We start from the raw sequence: 16,876 nt of genomic DNA on the forward strand, positions 1-16,876 counted from the left end.
CGGCGCCTCGGGCGGCGTGTCGATCAACAGCTGGCAAGTCATCGACCGCACGACCACCGACGAACGCGTCGCCGCAGCCCGCACCACCGCCGCCCCCAGCGGCCAGCATTGGTGGTGGGACTAAGGCACGGTCGCCGGGGCTGACCTCCTAGTTCGCAGCGAGCAGACATTCCGGCCAGTTTGCCCCGCGCAGGTTGACGCAGCGCACCGCCGGCAGACGCGCAGCAGCCGTCGCGAAAAAGGCGTCGACATAGCCCGTTTGCGTGGCGTACGCCCGTGTAAAGGGTTCTGAAGGCAGCGCCGACTTCAACAAAACCAACTCGCACGCACCCAAACACTCGCCAGCGCGCGCGGCGATCGAGTCGCTGGTCACATCCCAGCACTCCGGTAGGGCGGAAACGCCCGATGCGGTCGCCTCGGCTTGCAAAAACTGCCATGGGTCGAGCAGCCCCGGACGTTCGGGCGGCAACCGAGCAGCCGCGGCTAGCGAGTCCAAGTGAACCGTGGCCGGCCACAAGGCGTGCGCCAAGTGGCTGTTGAGTTGCATGGCTCGCACGCAAAGCCAATGCGCACTGGCCTCGGACAGCGAATGTAAACGGTACATCTCGCGAAACACGTCGGCCAGGCGTCCGCCACCGACCACCAGCACCGACGGCATGGCCGGCTGTGCCGCATGCCATTGCGGCAATGCCGTGCTGATGTCGGGCCAATCGAGCAAGCTGCCGCCCAACTTGACGACGCGCATGGCTCAACCCTTGGCCAGATAGGCCCGCGCCAACACGGCCAGCGCATGCGCCGGCGCCGTCTGCGACGCGGCCGCTCCGAACTGCTCGCCCAGAGAGATCACTTGCGCGTTGAGCCGCAGCCGCGACAGCACGCGCCGCGCAAGGAATTCGCCCTCGCCCGATACCAACACAGCCCGAGGAGGTTCTGGCATGGCGAACACAACCTTGCGCGCGCCGTCGGCCACGCGCCGCTCCAAGGCCTTGGCCACGAACGTGGCTGCCTCGATAGCCGACTCTGCGTCGAACATCTCCCGATCGGCACAGATCGACCGGGCCATTCGATCCCAGGCGGCATCCTTGGTCTGCGCTCGACCGTCGGCCGTATCGCACCGGCCCGGATCTTCGGCCAATTCCTCGAGCAGCAAATACACATCGCCGGTCGCCGCGAAGAGCTCCGCCGCGACCGGGCAGTAATTGCCCCGCCAAGGCAGGCGATCGACCACCGCACAAATCGGCGTACGCCGCACGCCCGCATAGACCAGCTCGCCCGTCATCAGCCGCGCGGGATCGGTTTTCGCGCGTGTGGCAGGCCGGCCGTCGAGCACGGGAACGATGTCGCAAGTGGTCGACCCGATGTCGAACATCAATCCCGGCGCGCCTTCGAGAAAGCGTGCCGCAAACGAGGCCAGCGCGTGCCAATTCGAAGCGGCCGCTTCGAGAAAACGCTGCCGCGCGGTCTCAGGCGAGGCGAACGAGCCGTCGGTCAGGTAAACCAGCGTGCGGCGCGATCCGGCCGCCTGGCCAACGGCATCGAGAATAGCCCCCACCCCGGCGCGCTTGGTCGCATAACAATCGGCCAACTCGCCCGTCATCGTGACGGCCAAGACCTCCGCGGCGGGCGCGGCCGCGAGCACTGCGACCAGCGCATCGCCCAAGCGCCCGGGTTGCTGCCACAAAGGGAAGGGGCGTGCGACGGCGAAGCCGCAGCCATCGGCCAGCTTGAGATTCGCCCCGCCGATATCGAGCGCCAGCACGTTCATGTGCAGGACCTGGTTGACGAACACGCTTCCGCGGCGCCGGGCGCGATCTCGACCTCGCCCGCGGGAGTGAAGCGTACTGCCCCGTCTCGAAACCGGCAAAGGGGGGCCCGGCCAGCGACGACCTCGAGCAGGGCCGCGGCCAGGTTCGTCTCGGCTGCGGCCCTCAGCCCGACGTACGAGGTCGTCAGCCGCGGGTTAATCTCGATCACCGTGTCTTCGCGGCCCTGTTCGTCATCGCCCAGCATGAGATCGACGCCGACAAAGCCACGCGGCCCGGGCAAGGCCCCGACGGCGCGCATGGCCAGCGCGCGTGCTCGCGCGGCGCGAGCGCCGCACAACGGCAGCGATCCGCCTGCATATTCCAGCAATCCATCGGCCCCCATGCGGATCGCCTGACGGCAGGGTTCCAACGGCACGTGCACCTCGGGGCCGCAGAGGATCAGGACGCTCGCCGGCTGGCCTTCGACAAATCGCTCACAATGCCACCGCTCGCGCCCGCCTTCCGCGAACGCCAGCGGCGCGGGCCCTGTCACCAGACGGGTGTGCTGGCAGCCGCAACCGAAGCGCGGCTTCACAATCATCGAACCCTGATCGCCGGTCTCGTCGACCGTCGCCGGCACCGGCACGGCGTGCCGGGCCAGCCACGCATTGAGCCGGCGCTTGTCACCGCACAGGCGCATCAATTCGTCATCGCAATTCAACAAGCGGACGCCACGGCGCCGCGCCTCTGCGATCAGTGCCAGCGCCGGCGCATCGTCCTCGGGGCAAATCACCAGCAGCGCTTCGCAGCGGGCAAACGCCTCTCGGGCGTCGGCGATCGTGCGTACGCCCTTTAGTCTCAACTCCGTGGCCGGCGCCGCGACCACGGTCACCTCGCAACCCGGTACAGCAGCCAGGTCCAGGGCCACGCTGGCGAGCATCGCCCGAGCCTCGGGACGCAGCGCGCGCCAGTCGTCGCGCACCGGCCCCTCTGCGAATACGCTTTCGTAGATCAGCACGCGCAAGACAGGTGGCTCCGCAAACGCGCACCCCGCCGCGTCGAACGGCCATCGCGCGCTAAAAGATGCCCAATTGGTCCCGGGCGTCTTCGCTCATCCGCTCGGGTCCCCAGGGCGGCGACATCACCAGCTTGATGTTCACCTCGCCGACTCCCTCGAGCTTGCCGATGGCGTCCTTGGCTCCGGCTAGCAACTGAGGTCCCGCGGGGCAGGCCGGACTGGTCATGGTCATCTCGACCTCGACGTTGGTGCATCCTTCGACCTCAGCCGTGTTGACCACATAAATCAAACCGAGATCGACGATGTTCACGAACAACTCGGGATCGATCACCTGCTTGAGTGCTTCGCGCACCGTGTCTTCATTGATGCTCATTGCGATCTCTCCCTCGGCCGTGCGGCGCGGCCACTATGGCAGGTCACTCATCTAGCAGCCGGACAAAAATCTCGTCGCCGACGATCTTGGCCTCGTGCACCTTGGTCGGACGCGTGGCCGGCAGGCACAAGGCCCGACCGTCGCGAATATCGAACCGGGCGCCGTGGCGGGGACAACTGATCTCGTGATCTTCCAATTCGCCCTCGGCCAAAGGTCCGCCGTCGTGCGTACACACGTCGTCCAGCGCATAGACCTGACCGCTCACGTGAAACACTGCCACGAGGCGCTGGTCGATCTCGAACACCTGGCGCCCAGGGTCGGGAATCTCAGCGGTACGGGCCACACGTACGAATTCCGCCATCGAAGTATCCATGCACACTCGGCGCGGGTGGTCCCGCGAAATACCTGGCTAGTCGGGCCGCCGATTCAGTTGAATTCGCGTATCCGCCGCCCGATCGCCTCGCCAAGCGCCTCGCGCACGCTGGCGATCGTAATGCGGTCGAACACTTGTTGAAAGAACCCGGCGACGATCGTCCGGACGGCTTCGTTGCGGGTCAGGCCGCGACAGCGGGTGTAAAAGACCTGCTCGTCGTCGACGCGGCCAGCCGTGGCGCCATGCGTGCAAATCACGTCATCGGCCTCGATTTCCAGGCCTGGGATCGAATCCGCTCGCGAGGACTCGGACAACATCAGGTTGTCGTTGCGCTGATAGGCATTGGTCTTCTGCGCCGCCGGATCGACCTTGATCATGCCGCGCCACACGACGCGCGACTGGTCCTGCAAGGCGCCCTTGTACAACAGGTCACTGGTGCCTTGTTCGCACTGGTGGTGCTGCAGCGTGTGATAGGACAGGTGTTGGCGCCCTTCGGTAAACATCACGCCGTTCACTTGCGCGCGGCTGCCTGCGCCGGTCAACGCGACGTGTTGATTCACCTTGGCCAGCCGGCTGCCCAGGGCGCCAATTGTCCATTGCAACTGCGCGTGGCGCTGGACCACCGCGCGTTGATGGGCAAAATGCCAGACGCCGTTCGACCAGTTCTGCAAGTTCACGTAGCGCAGCGAGGCGCCGGGCCCGACGACCAGCTCGATCGCCCCGCAGTGCAGTCCGCTGTCGCCGCCGCCGGCAGTTTCGCCGAGGACGGTCGCTTCGGCGCCTTCCTCGAGCACCACGAGCGTATGGCCGAAATCGGCCGCGCCGGCGCGCAAGGCCGAGAACATGTGTAAGGGCCGCTCGATCTTCACGCCGCGCGGCACGTAGAGCACGCTGCCGCCCGACCACGCCGCACCATGCAGCGCCGCGAACTTGTCGTGCGTCGGATCGACCACCGACAGGAAGTGAGGCCGCAACACCGCCTCGTGCTCGACGAGCAGCCGGTCGAGACTACCGAACAACACGCCTTGTCGGCGCAGTTCGGGTTCGAGCTGACCGTCGTGAACATCTTGCGTCTGACTGTCGAGAGCAACCGTTTGCCCGGCCAGTTCGACGCCCGCAGTCAACAAGGCCGCCGGCAACTCGGTCAACAGGGCCGGCGGCAACTCGGCCGTCGCCAAGGCTTCGCCGGGCAGGCCGAAACGATCGAGCTTCAGCGCGCGAATATCGGTCCGGCGCCACTCCTCGAGCGAAGTGGTCGGCAGCGGCGTGACGAGAAATCGCTCCCACGATTGCCGACGCAACTCGCGCAGCCAGTCGGGCTCATCTCGGCGGGCGAGAAACGCGTCGAAGGCGTCCTGAACGAAACCGGCACGCGTCACGGTAGCCATCTAACGACAATCACTCTCTCAATACCGCCGACCGCCGGCCGGCGAGAATCTGGTGTCACAGCAAGCCTGCGTTAACCGACCGAGCCTTCCATCTGCAGCTCGATCAAGCGGTTCATTTCGACCGCGTATTCCATCGGCAGTTCCTTGACCAGCGGCTCGATAAAGCCGTTGACGATCATCGTGCTCGCTTCGGCCTCGGACAGGCCGCGGCTGGTCAGGTAGAACAACTGCTCTTCGCCGATCCGCGAGACGCTCGCCTCGTGGCCGATCGTCACGTCCTGCTCGTCGACTTCGATGTAGGGGTACGTGTCGCTCCGGCTGCGGTCGTCGAGAATCAACGCGTCGCACACCACGCTGCTCTTGGCCTTGCGGGCGCCCGAGTCGACCTTGACCAGCCCGCGATAGCTCGCCCGGCCGCCGTTCTTCGAGATCGACTTCGAGACGATGCGGCTGGAGGTGTGCGGCGCGGCGTGCACGACCTTGGCCCCGGCGTCCTGATGCTGGCCCGAAGAGGCGAACGCGATCGAAAGAATCTCGCCGCGGGCGCCGGGCTCGACCATATAGACGGCCGGGTATTTCATCGTCAGCCGGCTGCCGAGATTGCCGTCGATCCACTCCATGACCGCGCCTTCGTAGGCCACGGCCCGTTTGGTCACCAGGTTGTAGATGTTGTTGGCCCAGTTCTGAATCGTCGTGTAGCGGCAGCGGGCGTGCTTCTTGACGATGATCTCGACCACGGCCGAATGCAGGCTTTCGGTGCTGTACATCGGCGCCGTGCAGCCTTCGACGTAGTGCACCTGGGCACCCTCGTCGACGATGATCAGCGTCCGCTCGAACTGGCCCATGTTTTCCGCGTTGATGCGGAAGTAGGCCTGCAGCGGGAATTCGATCTTCACACCCTTGGGAACGTAGATGAACGACCCGCCGGACCAGACGGCCGAATTCAGCGCGGCGAATTTGTTGTCGCTCGAAGGGATGACTTTGCTGAAATACTCCCGGACCAGGTCGGGATATTCGCGCACGGCCGTGTCGGTGTCGGTAAAGATCACCCCCTGGCCGGAGAGTTCTTCGCGGAGCGAGCCATAGACGACTTCGCTCTCGTACTGCGCCTTGACCCCGGCGAGGAATTTCTTCTCGGCTTCTGGAATGCCCAGCTTGTCGAACGTCCGCTTGATCTCGTCGGGCACTTCGTCCCAGCTGCGGCCCTGGCGATCGGACGGCTTGATGTAGTAATAGATGTCCTGGAAGTCGAGGTCGATGTTCCCGCCCCAGCGCGGCAATGGTTTCGCCAGGAAGGTCTCCAGGCTGCGCAGCCGGAATTGGCGCATCCAGTCCGGCTCGTTCTTCATGTCGGAAATCTGGTTGACGATTTCGGCATCGAGCCCCTTGCGGCTCTTGAAGATGTACTTCTCTTCGTTGCGGAAATCGTACTTATTGATTTCGCCGACGCCGACTGCGAACTGTTCCTTGGTGTCCGTGGCCATCGCGTTTTTGGTTGCCTCGAAGGGCGAAGGGGTTCTCATGCTTCGGTGAGCGCCGCAGGTTGCGTGAAAATCGTCAAGCCGTGGCCGCTGCGTCGCGCGCCAACACGACCTCGGCCGCGGCCGCTTCGGGATACTTGGCCCGAATCCGGTCATAGCCTCGTTCGTGCAATTCTTCGGCGAGTTCCGGGCCGCCCGTTTCGACGATCCGCCCGCCCATCATCACGTGGGTGTAGTCGGGCCGATTGTGCTCGAGCAGTTTGTCGTGGTGCGTGATGATCAGGATGCCCATGTCTTTGCCGCCGATCTCCGCAATGCTCTGGCTGGCCAGCCGCACCGCGTCCACGTCGAGCCCGCTGTCGGTCTCGTCGAGCACGGCGAACTTCGGCCGCAGCATGGCCATCTGCAGAATCTCGGCCCGCTTCATTTCGCCGCCGGAGAAACCGTCGTTCACGTACCGGCGGGCAAAGTCAGGATCCATCCGCAGTTGCTCCATCTTGCTCTTGAGCTCCTTGCGGAATTCACGCATCGGGATCAGGTCTTCGCCTTCCTTGCGTGCCGGGTTGCGCACGTTGGTCGTGGCGTGCCGCAGGAAGTCGGCCAGCTTGACGCCGGGAATCGCCATCGGCCGCTGAAAGGCCAGAAACAAGCCGGCCCGCGCGCGTTCGTTGGGCTCCATCGCCAACAGGTCCTGGCCGTTGAGCGTGATCGAACCAGCGGTGACTTCGTAATTTGGGTGGCCCATGATGGCGAACCCGAGCGTGCTCTTCCCCGAGCCGTTGGGGCCCATCAACGCGTGGGTCTCGCCGCGACGGATCTCCAGGTCCACGCCGCGGAGAATCTCCTTCCCCTCGACGCTGACGTGCAGGCCTTCGATTTTCAGGGTTTCCTTGGCTGCTTCGCTCATCGGGTGCCTCGGGGATGCGCCGCGCAGCGGCGGCGGTTCAACTCAATCGGGGTTCAAATTGGCAGCACGGCTGACCGTCGAGACGGCATTGCGACAGCTCGACGCCCGCCGCCAACAGCTCGCTGAAGACCAACCGTTCCAACTCGCAAATCGTGCGATCCTGGTCCGCCAGATCGGGATAAGGGCAGTCGTGCGCCCTGAGCACCGGCAGGCCGTTTGCCCGGTCAACGGTGAACGGCACATCGCGGTGGCCGAACAACGTGCTAATGGCCTGCATGCGCTCTTCCGAGCTGGCTCCTTGCACTTCCTTCAAATAATGGGTCGCCAGCGCCTTGGCCACCCTGCGCATCAGCAATGCCCGCGCGGCGGGTTCCTGGTCGACTCCCAACTCGTGCCAGAGCACCATGGCCAGGTCGGCAAAGTTGGTCCCGGCGCGGCGCCGGGCCTTCTCCGTCAGGCGGTAGCGATGGCTCGGCCGGCCGCGCCCCGCCTTCGCGCTCGATTCGCGCTCGACCAGCCCTTGGCTCATGAGCCGCATCAACCGTTGCCGGACCGCCGTCGCCGTGACATCCAGCGCAGCGGCCAGGTCGCTGACACCCAGCGCACCTTCCTTGCGCAGGAGGTCGATCACGGTCGAGTCGGATGTTTCGTGGATCGTGCTCATAGTGAGGCCTTCGCCCAGGCCCTCTCAATCGGTCGTATCTTAGCCGTTATCGCAATTTTGGCAACCAGATATGTGAAAAACATACGCCAAGCGCACACATAGCACGCAAACCATTGACATTCATAGACTTATTCACCTAGAACTGGCGTCGAACTTTGTCCAGACAGCCCGTCCGCAATGAGGCTTGCCGGCATGCTCAGGTGGTTTTCCTTGGTTTCCACGGCAGCCGCTTTCGCGGTGCTGCTAGCACCGCCCGTTGCCCAGGGCGCGCCCGGTGCCACGGAGCCGGCCCCTACGGGCTCTACGGCCCCTGCGACGCCGGCCGAAGGCGCCTCAGCCGCGGCCAATTGGATGACGACGGTCGACCGGGCGTTTGGCGATTGGGTCGTGACGCCGCTCACCGACGTTATCACCTTCGATCTGGGCCGGCTGTTGCCCTTCAAGGTGCCGGGCAAGCTGCCGTTCATCGTGATCTGGCTGTTTGCCGCGGCAATCTTCTTTACCGTCTTCATGCGGTTCGTCGCCGTATGGGGATTTCCGCATGCCCTGCGGCTATTGCGCGGCGACTATGACGATCCCGACAACCCCGGCGAGGTAACGCACTTTCAGGCGCTGGCCTCTGCGCTGTCGGCCACGGTCGGGCTGGGAAACATCGCCGGCGTGGCGTTTGCCGTCAGCATCGGCGGGCCGGGCGCGGTGTTCTGGATGGTGATGGCGGGTTTGTTCGGCATGTCCAGCAAATTCACCGAATGCACTCTCGGCCAGCTGTACCGCCAGGTCGCTACCGACGGCACGATCTCGGGCGGACCGATGCATTACCTGCGCCTGGGTCTCGGCGAACTGGGACTCGCACGGTTGGGCGCCGTGCTGGCCGTGATGTTTGCGGTGATGTGCATCGGCGGGTCGTTCGGCGGCGGCTGCGCGTTTCAGGCGAACCAATCGGCCAGCACCCTGCTGGCCGTCATCCAGCTCGACACGACGCGCCGCGTCGAGGAGATCGACCGCTCGCTGGCAACTCAACCGGCCAACGCCGAAACGTTGCAAGCCGAGCGCGCCGAGCTGCAGGCCTCGCTGGATCGGTTTGCCGAGCTTTATAAGCCGGTCTACGGTCTGCTGATGGCAACGCTGGTGGGCGTCGTCATCATCGGCGGGATTCGCCGGATCGCCGCCACGGCAGAAAAAATCGTGCCGCTCATGTGCGCGCTGTACATCCTCGCGGCGCTGTCGATCTTGGGGATGAACTTCGCGCGGCTCGACGATGCGGCCTGGGCCATCTTGACGGGCGCCTTCAACCCGGGATCGGTCTACGGCGGGCTGCTCGGGGCCTTTGTCACCGGCGTGCAGCGGGCCAGTTTTTCGAACGAGGCGGGCGTCGGCTCGGCCTCGATCGCGCATGCCGCGGCCAAAACCCAGGAACCGCTCAGCGAAGGCTTCGTGGCCTTGCTCGAGCCGTTCATCGACACCGTCGTCGTGTGCACGATGACGGGTCTGGTGATCGTCGTCACGGGGGTCTACAGCGACCCGACGCTGGCCGGTCGCGACGGGGCCACGCTGACCACGGCGGCCTTCGAGCGGTCGCAGCCTTGGTTCCCTTACTTATTGGCGGCCGCCGTCTTCCTGTTCGCCTATTCGACGATGATTTCCTGGTCGTATTACGGCGAACGTTGCTGGTCGCTGCTGTTCGGGCAGCACCGGGCCCTGGCGTTTCGCGTGCTGTTCCTCGGGTTCGTGTTTTTCGGCTCGATCGCCACGGCCACGAACATCCTGGCTTTCAGCGATATGATGATTCTGTCGATGGCCTTTCCGAACGTCATCGGTTGCGTGTTGTTGAGCGGGAAAGTGCGCGCGGCGATGCTCGATTACTGGCACCGCCTGCATACCGGTCAGCTTCACAACCGCCGCATGCACTAACCACCCGGCCCTCGGCCGTCGGCTTTTGCACCCCCTTGGGAGGATCTCACCCGTGCCCTGGCTTCCGAAGAAAAAAGTCGTTGTGCCGGTCGACTTCTCTGCCGAATCGTTTACCGCCGTCGATGCCGCACTGGAGCTGGTGGCCCGGCCGTCTGACCTGCACGTGCTGCACGTCTTGCCGTCGCTCGAACCGGCAGAGCCGGGCGTGATCTGGAACACCATCGACAACGACAGCCGGCGCAGACATGTACTGACCGCCCTGGGCGAGCGGCTGGCCGACGCGAAATATGCCGGCTGCGTGCGGGACATCGAATTCGGCGACGCCGGCCGCCAGGTGGCCGAATACGCCGAACGCATCGGGGCCGAGCTGATCGTGTTGCCGTCGCATGGCCGCACGGGTCTGAGCCGGCTGCTCATCGGTTCCACGGCCGAGCGCGTCGTCCGGCTGGCGCATTGCCCGGTGTTGGTGCTGCGCGGCCCGGCCGGCTAATCTCGCGCATCGTCGTCGGTGGTGCAGTCGCCCGGCACCTCAGTGCAGCCCTCGGCCGCGTCCGGAAAGCCGTCGCGCAGCTGGCGCCTCGCCCTACGCAGCGGAAAATGGCGGTTGACGACTTCGTGAAAGTCGGCCGGCGAGGTCACGCGGCAGGCATAGGTGCGAAACTCGCGCGCACCGGGCCGCCCTTGCGCGTAGCAGCAGGCAAACTTGCGCATCAGCACCGTGCCCTGGTCGACGCCAAACCGCGCGACCACCAGGTCGTAGTGATGCAGCAACAATTGCTGTTCCTCGCTGGGCGTAAGATCGGGCGGAATTGGCAACCCGGCCAGCGCCGCTGCGACCTGCCGGAACAACCACGGTTTGCCCAGCGCGGCCCTCGCAATCATCACTCCATCGACCGGATACCGATTGAGCCGCTCTACGGCGCGCTCGGCGCTCGTCAGATCGCCATTGCCGATCAGGGGAATCCGCCGCAGATGCTCTTTGATGTCGGCGATCCGGTCCCAGTCGGCCTGACCTTGGAAAAACTCCTGCGCCGTGCGGCCGTGCACCGTCAGCGCGGCCGCGCCGGCTTGTTCGACGACGCGGGCAACATCGGCGGCATTGACCGAGTTTCGCGTGCAGCCCAGGCGAATCTTGGCGGTCACGGGGGTCGGCCGACAGGCCTCGACGACGCGCTCGACGATGCGCCCCACGCGCTCCGGATCGCGCAGCAGGTACGAGCCGCTGTGGGCCTTCTCGGTCACCTGCTTCACGGGACAACCGAAATTGATGTCGACAACGCTCACACGGAATTCATGCGCCAGCCGCGCGCCGACCGCCGCCAACGTCGGCGGATCGTTGTCCCAGATCTGCACGGCCAAGGGCCGCGGTTCGTCCTTTACGCCCCAGAGGCGGTCCGGGAACTCTCCGGAGTGCTCCTCGTTCTCGAGGAAGCCTTTGGCGCTGATCATCTCGGTCGCTTGCAGGCCGGCGCCGCCGAACTCGCGCACGATCTGGCGATAGGCGTAGTTTGTAAAGCCCGCCATCGGCGCTTGTAGCACCGGTGGATCGACCAGGACCGGGCCGATCATCAGCGGCGCGCGCCGCGGCACCGGCGGCACGTGGGCAGAGCTTTGCGAGTCCGGGGGAAGAGCGATCGACATAGCAACTTATTGAATCTGCAAGCGCAAATTGCCGCAAGCCGGCGTCTATTCAGGGCCGGTCTCGCGTCCTACAATCGCCGCCCATGACGCCCGCACCGATCGAGTTCGAACGCGCTGGGAATGTGGCGGTGCTCCGCCTCAACCGCCCGCAGGTGGCCAACGCGCTCGATCGCGGCTTGGTCGCCGCATTGGCCCGCCACCTCGACGCGATCGCCGACGACGACGCCCTGCGTGCCGTTGTCTTGTGCGGAGCCGGCCGCGGATTTTGCGCGGGCGCCGACCTGCGTGAACTGGCCGCTTGCACGCCGGCCGAGGCCACGGAGCTGGAATTGGCGTTTGCCGGAGTGTTCGACCGTCTGGCGGCGCTCGATCGTCCGACGATCGCTGCCATCCACGGCTATGCCGTGGGCGGCGGGTTTTTCCTGTCGCTGTATTGCGATCTGCGGATCGTCGCCACGGGCACCCAGCTCGGGTTTCCCGAGGCCGCGCAGCAGTGGCTCCCACCTTGGGCGTTGTCGCGATTGGCTGCCTGGGTGGGACCCGCACGGGCCGAGCAACTGGTGCTCGTGGCCGGCCGCTTCGACGCGGCACAAGGAGCGACATGGGGGCTCGTCGATCAGCTCGTCGCGCCGGACGAGCTCTTGCCGCGAGCGCTGGAAGTGGCCCGGCGCGTGGCGTCAGCAAAGCCGCCGGTCGTCGCCGAGGCCCGGCGATTCTTTGGTCAACTGCGTGGGCAGCCGCACGATGTGTGGGACCGGATCTCGGCAACGGCTTTCGCGCGTGGTTTCGCTTCTCCCACGGCGCAAGCAGCGCTCGACAGTTTCAACAAGCCGCAGAGCTGAGCTGTGCCAGCAGGCGATTCGTAGCGGCGTCGCGCGCTGTCGAAAGTCCAGTAAACGCAGAAATTTTTTGCGCTGCAGATATGTCTCCCCTGCTATCTGGTGGTCGCCGCAGGGCGAGGATTGGCAAGGAATTAGGTGCCTGCTACCAATTCTGTCCTTGCATCCCGCGCCACTCGGCCAGCCGCCGCAAGCGGCAAAGTTTCCTGGACTGTTCCCAGCGGTAGGCCCGATATCTGACGACGGACCGTTGACATAGGAATCGAGCTGTTGAGATAGCACTATGCGCCGGACGAAAGATTACGGGCTTGGATTGCGCGTCGTGTTGCTGCTGGTCCTGATGACGGGCACGGCGGCTGCGCAAGAGAACGGCGGGGTCTTAAGCGGGATCCTCAACGGCAAGCTGCGGCTGCCACCCTCGCGGGCGCGGCAAATGCAGATGAAGCAGCAGCGCCAAGCGCAGCAACAACAACAGCATCAACATCCTCATCAGCACAATCCGGCGGCAACGCCGGGTGCGCAAGCCGCCCCCGGCAATCCGACCGGCGAGGTTGCTATGCCGACGCCGTCGAGCTCGCGCCGGCCGTTGAACCAGAAGCGCAACGTGCCGCGCGTCGTCCAGGACGACTTCGAAGAGGCGCAGCCGCCCGGCGTCGCTACGCCCCGCGTCGCCCGCCGCAGTTCTGCGCCCCGGGTCGGCAGCCCGAACGAAGACAGCGCTCCGTCCACGTCGGGCACACGGGTGCAAGTCGTCACGCCTTCGACCTCGGAGCCGTCTCCACAGGAGGCAGATGAATCGCCCGACGTGGCGCGCCGCGAAAAAACCCTGGCCGAGCGTTTGTCGGCTGCCCGGCGGATGAAGACCAACACTCCGGCGCCGCAGACGTCTGCCTCTGCCGTGGAAGAGGAATCGAGCGCCCCGGAAGTGCCCGACACGTCGGAAGCGCTAAGCACCGAGCAACCGACCCCCAGTGAAGAGACCGGCGAAGCGCCCGAGAGCGCAGCCGCCGAGTCGACCGCGCAAGTCCCCGTCCCGCAGGCAGCACCCGTGGGCCCGGCCGTGGCAAGTTCGGTCAATCCGACGATTGCGCCGCCGCCGGGCGAAGAAGTGCTGATGACCAAGCAGAGCCCGCTCATCGCGGTCGAAACGACCGGTCCGCGGCGCGTGCTGGTCGGTCGCGAGGCCGTCTACAAGCTGGTTGTCACCAACTCCGGCGCCGTGGCTGCCGGCGGGGTGCAGGTTCAGATCAACGTGCCGGAAGGCACCGACATGACGAGCGTCGAGCCGAGCACCGGCGAAATGGTCACCCCCGAGCAAGCGCCGCCGGGAACGATGATCTGGGTGCTCAGCCAACTGCCGGCCGCCGGCAAGGAAGAACTCGTCTTGCGATTGGTGCCGCGCAGCAGCCGTCCGTTCGACTTGGGCGTGCAATGGGCCTTCGCCTCGCAGGCTACCCAAGCCATGGTCGAAGTCCAAGAACCAAAACTGGTAATGACTCTCTCGGGTCCGGAAGAGCTGCATTACGGCCATTCGAGCACGTACAAGCTGGTGCTCTCGAACCCTGGCAGCGGTGAGGCCGAGAATATCGTGGTCCGCCTGTTGCCGGGCACCGTCGAACTGAGCAACGCACAAACCTACCAGGTCGGCACCTTGCGTCCGGGCGAAAGCAAGGCCGTCGAGGTGCAGATTGCCGCACGTAACGCAGGTAGCATTTCGGTGCAGGCCGAAGCCACGGCCGAGGGCGGTCTGCGGGCCACGGTTGCCGCCGACGTCGTCGTCCGCAAGCCCGAGCTGCGGTTGCAAGTGAGCGCGCCGCGGCTGGTCTATGCCGGCACCGTCGCGACCTACAAAATTGCCGTCACGAACCCGGGCAACGCGTCGGCCCAGAAGGTGCGCATCGTGGCACCCCTGGTGGATGGCGCGAAACTAATGGACAGCCCGGGTGGCCAGCACGACGCACAGCGCGGCCAGGTCGTGTGGAGCCTGCCCGTCCTGCCGCCGGGTGCTACGGAAAGCTTCGAAATGCAGTGTGAGCTGTCCGCCGCCGGCGTGGCACAGCAAACGATCGTGGCGACGGCCGACGACCAACTGGAAATCGCGCAAACCGCCGCTACGACCGTCGAAGCGATGGCCGATCTGCAACTGGACGTTTCCGATCCGCAAGGCCCCGTGCCCGTCGGCCAGGAAATCATCTATACGATTCGCGTCCGCAATCGCGGCACGAAGGCGGCCGAAGGGATCGACGTCGTCGGCTTCTTCTCCGACGGGGTCGAACCGACCACGGCCCAGGGCGGTGCACATCAATTGGGCCCGGGCCAGGTGGTGTTCGACCGCATTGCCGTGCTGCCGGCCGGTCGCGAGCTGATCCTGAAGGTCAAAGCCCGCGCCCAGGCCGAAGGGAACCATGTGTTCCGGGCCGAACTGCAATGCAAGGAAACCGGCGCGGCCCTGGCGATCGAAGAGACGACCCGCGTGTATGGCGAACTGGCCGAGCCGGATTCCTCGGCAGGCTCGACGGAGCCGGCTGGCGAGCCAGCGCCGGTCGAGTCGCAGGAAGCGCCCGCCACGGCTGAACCGGTGCCGTACGAACCCTCGCCGGCCGGCGAATAGGAATCGCATCCGCGCCACGCGCCGGCCGCGGCGCCAGCAGCGCTTTGCTGCCAAGCAGCGCGGCTGTCAGGGAGCGACCGGCGCGTTGTAGTCGAAGCCCTTCACGCCCAGCTTGAGGCGGAAGATCGCTTCTTTCGAGGCGACCGTGGTGTACAGGTAGTCGCCGTAGAAGTGCACGTTGGTCGCCTTGCTGCCCCCAGCGTCATATTGCCGCAACAGTTGGCCCGACGGCACTTCGACGACGTTAATCACCCCGCCTGTCCACATCCCGACATACAGCCGGCCACGGGCGTCGAAGATCAGCCCATCGGGATCGTGCCGCCCGCCGATCAGGTTGCCTTGCGTCTCGGTGGGAAACTCGATCAGCACCCGCTGGTTACTCACCGTGCCATCCGGTGCCAGATCGAAAATCAGCAGCCGGAAACGCTGGCTCTCGGACAGGCAAAGGTGTTTCTGGTCGGGCGTTACTCCCAGCCCGTTGGGAAAGGCCAGGCGGTCGGCCAACCGTGTCACCTTGCCCGTGGCCGCTTCGTAGCGGTAGATCGCGCCCACTGGATTGTCGGCGTTCGAGCCGCCCGGATCGCTGAAGTAGATATTGCCCGCGCGGTCCAAGGCCACGTCGTTGACGCTGTTAAAGCGGACGCCTTCGCAGGAGTCGGCCAGCACCTCGACCATGCGGCCATCGGCGGCGACACGCAGCAGCCGCCCGGCCCCCGAGTCGCTCGCGATCAGCCGGCCCTGCGAATCGACTTTCAGACCGTTGGCCTGGGGCAAACGGCCGTCGACGGGGGCCAGCTCGCGCAGGTCGCAAAATACCGCCGCGGTGCCGTCGGGCGCGATCCGCCCGATGTTGCCATTGGCCCGATAGTTGACCGCAAACAGGTTGCCCGCCGCGTCGAATGCCGGCCCCTCGGCAAATTCAAAGCCCGTGGCAAACAACTCCGGGCGCACCGAATGCGAAGGGGGCAGATCATCGTGCTCTGCGCCGCACGCCATGCTTGCTGCCCAATACATACAAAACGCCGCAGCTACCAGTCTGCTGCCACTCACGTGATTCGCTCCACTTAGCCGCCATTCAAGGTGAAACGCCGCACTCCGACGCGAGATAAGGTACGCCCTGCAGGCCCGTGCTGGCAACCGTTGCAGCGCAGACCGCTGGCGCTAGCTGCAGCCTTCGATTCGCGCAGCCGCGCCGGACGGCTGGCTCTACAATCCTGCCCCTCGTCGCGCGGCATTTCGTCGGCCGCTTTGTGCTCGGACTTGTCGATCGATTCTTTCGAGGCCTCGACTCATGTCGCTGCTCCGCATGGCCCGGCCGCTGGGCGTGCTCGTCGTCGCGCTCGCCGGTTGCGGCACGACGCGCTGGACCGACAGTGCCCGGACTGCTACCGAACAACTCTTGATTTCCGACGCGGTCGATCAAGCCGTCTCGCAATTGGATTTCAGTGCCTTGGCAGGCAAAGAGGTGTATTTCGATCCGCAATTCCTGCGCGGGACGGTCGACGAGAACTACGTCATCAGCACGATCCGGCAGCACCTCCTGGCCAGCGGCTGCGTGTTGAAAGAACGCCGTGAAGACGCCAACTTCGTCGTCGAGGCTCGTAGCGGGGCCGTCGGCACCGACCGCAACGACGTCACCTTGGGCGTGCCGAGCGTCAGCGTGCCTGCCATTCTGCCCACGCCGCTGCCGACGAGCATCCCCGAGATCCCGCTGGCCAAGAACACGCATCAGCGGGGCGTCGCCAAGCTGGCCGTGTTTGCCTACAACCGCAAGACGGGCCTGCCGGTCTGGCAGTCGGGCGTCGCCCCGGTGACGAGTTACGCCAAGGACAGTTGGGTGTTTGGCGCAGGTCCGTTCCGGCGCTCGTCGGTCGATCCCGAGACGAAGTTTGCCGGCGACAAGCTCGGCATCGCGACCACCGAGA

The 16,876-nt window shown here is 65.4% G+C and carries 16 protein-coding genes; 5 read left to right on the forward strand and 11 right to left on the reverse strand.

What is annotated here, in order from left to right; genetic code table 11:
- Nucleotides 1–148: 148 nt before the first annotated feature.
- The 9 genes from K1X74_22450 to K1X74_22490 form a co-directional block, all read right to left on the reverse strand.
- On the reverse strand, nt 149–745 hold the full coding sequence (locus K1X74_22450; GenBank protein MBX7169114.1) for a hypothetical protein: 597 nt from the start codon (nt 743–745) through the stop codon (nt 149–151).
- Between the two features lie 3 nt (nt 746–748).
- Nucleotides 749–1,789 carry a tetrahydromethanopterin-linked C1 transfer pathway gene (locus K1X74_22455; GenBank protein MBX7169115.1) on the reverse strand — a complete coding sequence of 347 codons (1,041 nt, stop codon included), beginning with the start codon at nt 1,787–1,789 and terminating at the stop codon, nt 749–751.
- A complete protein-coding gene (locus K1X74_22460; protein ID MBX7169116.1) occupies nt 1,762–2,769 on the reverse strand; it encodes an ATP-grasp domain-containing protein in 1,008 nt (335 codons plus the stop codon). The genes K1X74_22455 and K1X74_22460 overlap by 28 nt, the downstream gene beginning before the upstream one ends.
- A gap of 52 nt (nt 2,770–2,821) precedes the next feature.
- Entirely contained in the window at nt 2,822–3,136 is a 315-nt protein-coding gene (locus K1X74_22465; protein MBX7169117.1) for a metal-sulfur cluster assembly factor, read from the reverse strand.
- 43 nt (nt 3,137–3,179) lie between these two features.
- Nucleotides 3,180–3,497 (reverse strand): non-heme iron oxygenase ferredoxin subunit, encoded by a 318-nt coding sequence (locus K1X74_22470; protein ID MBX7169118.1) that lies wholly within the window; start codon nt 3,495–3,497, stop codon nt 3,180–3,182.
- Between the two features lie 65 nt (nt 3,498–3,562).
- Nucleotides 3,563–4,897 carry a Fe-S cluster assembly protein SufD gene (gene sufD, locus K1X74_22475; protein ID MBX7169119.1) on the reverse strand — a complete coding sequence of 445 codons (1,335 nt, stop codon included), beginning with the start codon at nt 4,895–4,897 and terminating at the stop codon, nt 3,563–3,565.
- A 71-nt stretch (nt 4,898–4,968) separates the two neighbouring features.
- The gene (sufB, locus tag K1X74_22480) at nt 4,969–6,381 is read right to left on the reverse strand and encodes a Fe-S cluster assembly protein SufB (GenBank protein MBX7169120.1); all 1,413 of its coding nucleotides are present in this window, start codon (nt 6,379–6,381) and stop codon (nt 4,969–4,971) included.
- Nucleotides 6,382–6,454: 73 nt separating this feature from the next.
- Nucleotides 6,455–7,285, reverse strand: a complete 831-nt coding sequence (sufC, locus tag K1X74_22485) for a Fe-S cluster assembly ATPase SufC (GenBank protein ID MBX7169121.1) — start codon at nt 7,283–7,285, stop codon at nt 6,455–6,457.
- 37 nt (nt 7,286–7,322) lie between these two features.
- A complete protein-coding gene (locus K1X74_22490; GenBank protein ID MBX7169122.1) occupies nt 7,323–7,949 on the reverse strand; it encodes a MarR family transcriptional regulator in 627 nt (208 codons plus the stop codon).
- Nucleotides 7,950–8,300: 351 nt separating this feature from the next.
- On the opposite strand from K1X74_22490, the gene K1X74_22495 reads away from it, so the two are divergent.
- On the forward strand, nt 8,301–9,860 hold the full coding sequence (locus K1X74_22495) for an alanine:cation symporter family protein (GenBank protein MBX7169123.1): 1,560 nt from the start codon (nt 8,301–8,303) through the stop codon (nt 9,858–9,860).
- Nucleotides 9,861–9,912: 52 nt separating this feature from the next.
- Entirely contained in the window at nt 9,913–10,350 is a 438-nt protein-coding gene (locus K1X74_22500; GenBank protein MBX7169124.1) for a universal stress protein, read from the forward strand.
- Here K1X74_22500 and dusB read toward each other — a convergent pair.
- Nucleotides 10,347–11,501 (reverse strand): tRNA dihydrouridine synthase DusB, encoded by a 1,155-nt coding sequence (dusB, locus tag K1X74_22505; GenBank protein MBX7169125.1) that lies wholly within the window; start codon nt 11,499–11,501, stop codon nt 10,347–10,349. The two genes, K1X74_22500 and dusB, sit on opposite strands and share 4 nt — an antisense overlap.
- A gap of 83 nt (nt 11,502–11,584) precedes the next feature.
- Between dusB and K1X74_22510 the strand changes: the two genes are divergently transcribed.
- Both K1X74_22510 and K1X74_22515 read left to right on the forward strand, forming a co-directional pair.
- Nucleotides 11,585–12,343 (forward strand): enoyl-CoA hydratase/isomerase family protein, encoded by a 759-nt coding sequence (locus tag K1X74_22510; GenBank protein ID MBX7169126.1) that lies wholly within the window; start codon nt 11,585–11,587, stop codon nt 12,341–12,343.
- A gap of 280 nt (nt 12,344–12,623) precedes the next feature.
- Nucleotides 12,624–14,951 (forward strand): DUF11 domain-containing protein, encoded by a 2,328-nt coding sequence (locus K1X74_22515; protein MBX7169127.1) that lies wholly within the window; start codon nt 12,624–12,626, stop codon nt 14,949–14,951.
- 66 nt (nt 14,952–15,017) lie between these two features.
- On the opposite strand, the gene K1X74_22520 is transcribed toward K1X74_22515, so the two are convergent.
- Complete coding sequence (locus K1X74_22520) at nt 15,018–15,947, reverse strand: SMP-30/gluconolactonase/LRE family protein (GenBank protein ID MBX7169128.1); 930 nt, start codon at nt 15,945–15,947, stop codon at nt 15,018–15,020.
- A 295-nt stretch (nt 15,948–16,242) separates the two neighbouring features.
- Here K1X74_22520 and K1X74_22525 point away from each other — a divergent pair.
- Nucleotides 16,243–16,876 (forward strand): hypothetical protein (locus tag K1X74_22525; GenBank protein MBX7169129.1); only part of this gene is annotated, 634 nt, incomplete at its 3' end.

Source organism: Pirellulales bacterium, assembly GCA_019694435.1.
In the GTDB taxonomy this organism is placed as follows: Bacteria; Planctomycetota; Planctomycetia; order Pirellulales; family JAEUIK01; genus JAIBBZ01.

Bases quoted from the DNA above. Each gene is read 5' to 3' on its own strand.
- sufC (MBX7169121.1), bottom strand. From the start codon at position 7,285: ATGAGCGAAGCAGCCAAGGAAACCCTGAAAATCGAAGGCCTGCACGTC.
- dusB (MBX7169125.1), bottom strand. From the start codon at position 11,501: ATGTCGATCGCTCTTCCCCCGGACTCGCAAAGCTCTGCCCACGTGCCG.
- K1X74_22465 (MBX7169117.1), bottom strand. From the start codon at position 3,136: ATGAGCATCAATGAAGACACGGTGCGCGAAGCACTCAAGCAGGTGATC.
- K1X74_22470 (MBX7169118.1), bottom strand. From the start codon at position 3,497: ATGGCGGAATTCGTACGTGTGGCCCGTACCGCTGAGATTCCCGACCCT.
- K1X74_22520 (MBX7169128.1), bottom strand. From the start codon at position 15,947: ATGGCGTGCGGCGCAGAGCACGATGATCTGCCCCCTTCGCATTCGGTG.
- K1X74_22495 (MBX7169123.1), top strand. From the start codon at position 8,301: ATGACGACGGTCGACCGGGCGTTTGGCGATTGGGTCGTGACGCCGCTC.
- sufD (MBX7169119.1), bottom strand. From the start codon at position 4,897: ATGGCTACCGTGACGCGTGCCGGTTTCGTTCAGGACGCCTTCGACGCG.
- K1X74_22450 (MBX7169114.1), bottom strand. From the start codon at position 745: ATGCGCGTCGTCAAGTTGGGCGGCAGCTTGCTCGATTGGCCCGACATC.
- K1X74_22510 (MBX7169126.1), top strand. From the start codon at position 11,585: ATGACGCCCGCACCGATCGAGTTCGAACGCGCTGGGAATGTGGCGGTG.
- sufB (MBX7169120.1), bottom strand. From the start codon at position 6,381: ATGGCCACGGACACCAAGGAACAGTTCGCAGTCGGCGTCGGCGAAATC.
- K1X74_22515 (MBX7169127.1), top strand. From the start codon at position 12,624: ATGCGCCGGACGAAAGATTACGGGCTTGGATTGCGCGTCGTGTTGCTG.
- K1X74_22490 (MBX7169122.1), bottom strand. From the start codon at position 7,949: ATGAGCACGATCCACGAAACATCCGACTCGACCGTGATCGACCTCCTG.